General features: G+C 45.7%; 4 protein-coding genes. 1 reads left to right on the plus strand and 3 read right to left on the minus strand.

From position 1 onward, the window contains the following. On the plus strand, positions 1 to 2,139 hold a 2,139-nt coding region (locus tag ABUA47_RS23835), incomplete at its 5' end, for a type IV secretory system conjugative DNA transfer family protein (RefSeq protein WP_349832180.1). 83 nt (positions 2,140 to 2,222) lie between these two features. On the opposite strand, the gene ABUA47_RS23840 is transcribed toward ABUA47_RS23835, so the two are convergent. From ABUA47_RS23840 to ABUA47_RS23850, 3 genes are all read right to left on the minus strand, one after another. Beyond that, a complete protein-coding gene (locus ABUA47_RS23840; protein WP_349832182.1) occupies positions 2,223 to 2,597 on the minus strand; it encodes a hypothetical protein in 375 nt (124 codons plus the stop codon). A gap of 34 nt (positions 2,598 to 2,631) precedes the next feature. After that, positions 2,632 to 2,904, minus strand: a complete 273-nt coding sequence (locus ABUA47_RS23845) for a hypothetical protein (protein WP_005836862.1) — start codon at positions 2,902 to 2,904, stop codon at positions 2,632 to 2,634. Positions 2,905 to 2,919: 15 nt separating this feature from the next. Beyond that, positions 2,920 to 3,154: hypothetical protein (locus ABUA47_RS23850; RefSeq protein WP_349832184.1), on the minus strand; the 235-nt coding region annotated here is incomplete at its 5' end.

A 3,154-nucleotide genomic window follows, 5' to 3' on the forward strand; every position in this document is an offset into this window, starting at 1 on the left:
GTGGTATATGTGTCCGTACTACTGGAGTTCTTTGAATATGCCATTGACCCTGCAATGCTCGACCACTGGGGCGGCATACTGACCGACATTCACGGACGCATCAAACAATGGATGATTTACCACGACGGCAATCTTGTGTACAGCAAAATTGCGACGGTACTGCTTATCTGCATCACTTGTGTCGGAACGCGGAACAAGAAGCATCTGGAGTTCAACGCACGCCGGCAGGTGGTGTATCCATTGACGAGCGGGTTGTTGCTGCTCGTAATCTCCGTATGGATGTTCGGCCATACGATGGGAACAAGGCTTTATACCTTACCTTTGAATATCATTCTCTATATGATTGCCTCCATTGCTGGCGTAGTACTGGTACATATTGCATTAGACAACATTTCGAAGTTCATCAAGGAGGGACTGATGAAAGACCGTTTCAACTTCGAGAATGAAAGTTTTGAACAATGTGAGGAAAAAGTCGAGAATGAATACAGCGTAAATATCCCCATGCGGTACTACTATAAGGGTAAATTCCGCAAGGGATGGATTTCTGTAAGTAACTGCTTCAGAGGAACATGGGTAGTTGGAACACCGGGGTCGGGCAAGACTTTCAGTATCATAGAGCCGTTTATCCGACAGCATTCGGCCAAAGGTTTCGCCATGGTGGTGTATGACTACAAGTTTCCGACATTGGCGACCAAGCTCTACTACCATTACAAGAGGAACGAGAAACTGGGCAGAGTACCCAAAGGGTGTAAGTTCAACATGATTAATTTTGTGGATGTGGAGTACAGCCGTCGGGTGAATCCAATTCAGGCAAAGTACATCAACAACCTCGCGGCGGCCAGCGAAACGGCGGAAACATTATTGGAAAGCCTACAAAAGGGTAAGAAAGAGGGCGGCGGCGGAAGCGACCAGTTCTTCCAAACCTCGGCGGTAAACTTCCTTGCCGCCTGTATATACTTTTTCGTGAATTATGAGCGTGAACCCTACGATGCCAACGGCAAGCCTCTATATGCGGAAAGACAGCAAGATCCGCAGACCAAATTCTGGAAACCGACAGGTATCGTGCGTGACCGTGAAGGCGGCAATATCGTGGAACCTGCCTACTGGCTGGGAAAGTATTCGGACATGCCACATATTCTGTCATTCTTGAATGAAAGTTATCAGACGATTTTCGAGGTACTGGAAACTGACAATGAGGTTGCTCCGCTACTTGGCCCGTTCCAGACAGCTTTCAAAAATAAGGCAATGGAGCAACTGGAGGGTATGATTGGCACGTTACGTGTTTATACCTCGCGTCTGGCAACCAAAGAGAGCTACTGGATATTCCACCGGGATGGCGATGACTTCGACCTGAAGGTGAGTGACCCGAAGAATCCGAGTTACCTGCTGATTGCAAATGACCCGGAAATGGAGTCCATCATCGGCGCATTGAACGCTCTTATCCTAAACCGCCTCGTTACCCGTGTGAATACCGGGCAGGGGAAAAATATTCCCGTGAGTATTATAGTGGACGAGTTACCGACACTCTACTTTCACAAAATAGACCGTCTGATAGGTACGGCGCGAAGCAATAAGGTGAGTGTAACGCTCGGCTTTCAGGAACTACCGCAACTGGAAGCCGATTATGGTAAGGTAGGTATGCAAAAAATCATTACGACGGTAGGCAATGTGGTCAGCGGCTCGGCACGTGCCAAAGAAACGCTGGAATGGTTGTCCAATGACATCTTCGGCAAGGTGGTACAGGTCAAAAAAGGCGTGACCATTGACCGGGACAAAACAAGTATCAATCTCAATGAAAATATGGATAACCTTGTGCCTGCCTCGAAAATCTCGGATATGGCAACCGGATGGATATGCGGTCAGACGGCACGGGATTTTGTGAAGACGAAAACAGGTATGGGCGGTTCAATGAATATTCAAGAATCGGAAGAGTTCAAGACTACAAAGTTCTTCTGTAAAACAGATTTTGATATGGCAGCAATCAAGAAAGAGGAAGCGGCGTATGTGCCGCTGCCGAAGTTCTACACCTTCAAGTCGAGAGAGGAACGGGAACGCATCCTATACAAAAACTTTGTACAAGTAGGACAAGATGTGAAAGAGATGATAAAGGACGTTCAGAACAAGCGTAACGCGAAATAAAAATCCGGCTGTCTGATATAAGAAGAACAAAAACCGCCAGTACAATCGTACTGACGGTTTACTACTAATCTTCTTCCGGTTTATCAGGAGAACTGCCCGCTTAATAATTTGGTGAGTTGCTGATGGCAAATTTTTTCGTATTCCTCTTTGTCAGTACCGCATTCAATTGCCCTGTCCATGACATCCCCTAACTCGTTGAAACAAACTTCTTCATTGACACACTCTACATCTTTGTCTTTCAACAGATATATCTCATAATAATCTGACCCATTAAGTGCAATAATAACGTATCCGGCGTGTAACAGTCCGTTTACTTTGATACGAAGTGCAGGCAGCTCTTTGAAGATGGTGGCTGCAAACTCTGAGATACCCCATGACATGAGGACGGGCATAGGGGTAAGTCCTATTAACTGCTCTTTAATGGTCTGTGCTAGTTGCATTACATACTCTTTTTCCATAACTGTGCGATGTTTATGATGATTATTGTATTTTTTATTCGAACCATTCCGGGTTGTCCTTTTTCAGTTCGGCAACCAGTTCTACGTCTGTAAGTCGTAAGTTTGCCATATCGGTAAAGAAGAAAACCTCGTTATAGATTCTTTCGGCTTCCTTGCTTGCGAAGCCTTCATTTTCATCGTTGAAACTACCGGGCTGAAGGGCATCGAGCAAGGTAGTCGAGCCGATAAGGAGTTCTTCACCCTCGTTGGATTCCACCACACGGCAAGGATAGTTATTGCCGCCAAATTGTACTTCTTGTGTTTTCATACGCTTGTTATTTTATTATTTTAATGGGATATGCTTTCCGTTTGTCTTGAGGTATTCCATAAGACACTTTGCTTCTTCATGTGATGCACGATTGCGGTCATCATAGAGACGTGTCTCGTCCGCCATCACAATGATGCACTCCTTAAACAACCTATAGAGGCTCTGTTGCAGTGTGGGGTGCATATCAGGTATAGCGGCTGCAAAACGCTTGGGATTGAAACTAAAACTATTCACTGCCATTTCCCATTCT

Source organism: Bacteroides sp. RTP31139st1_H2_RTP31139_211217, from assembly GCF_040227615.1.
Classification (GTDB): domain Bacteria; phylum Bacteroidota; class Bacteroidia; order Bacteroidales; family Bacteroidaceae; genus Bacteroides; species Bacteroides uniformis.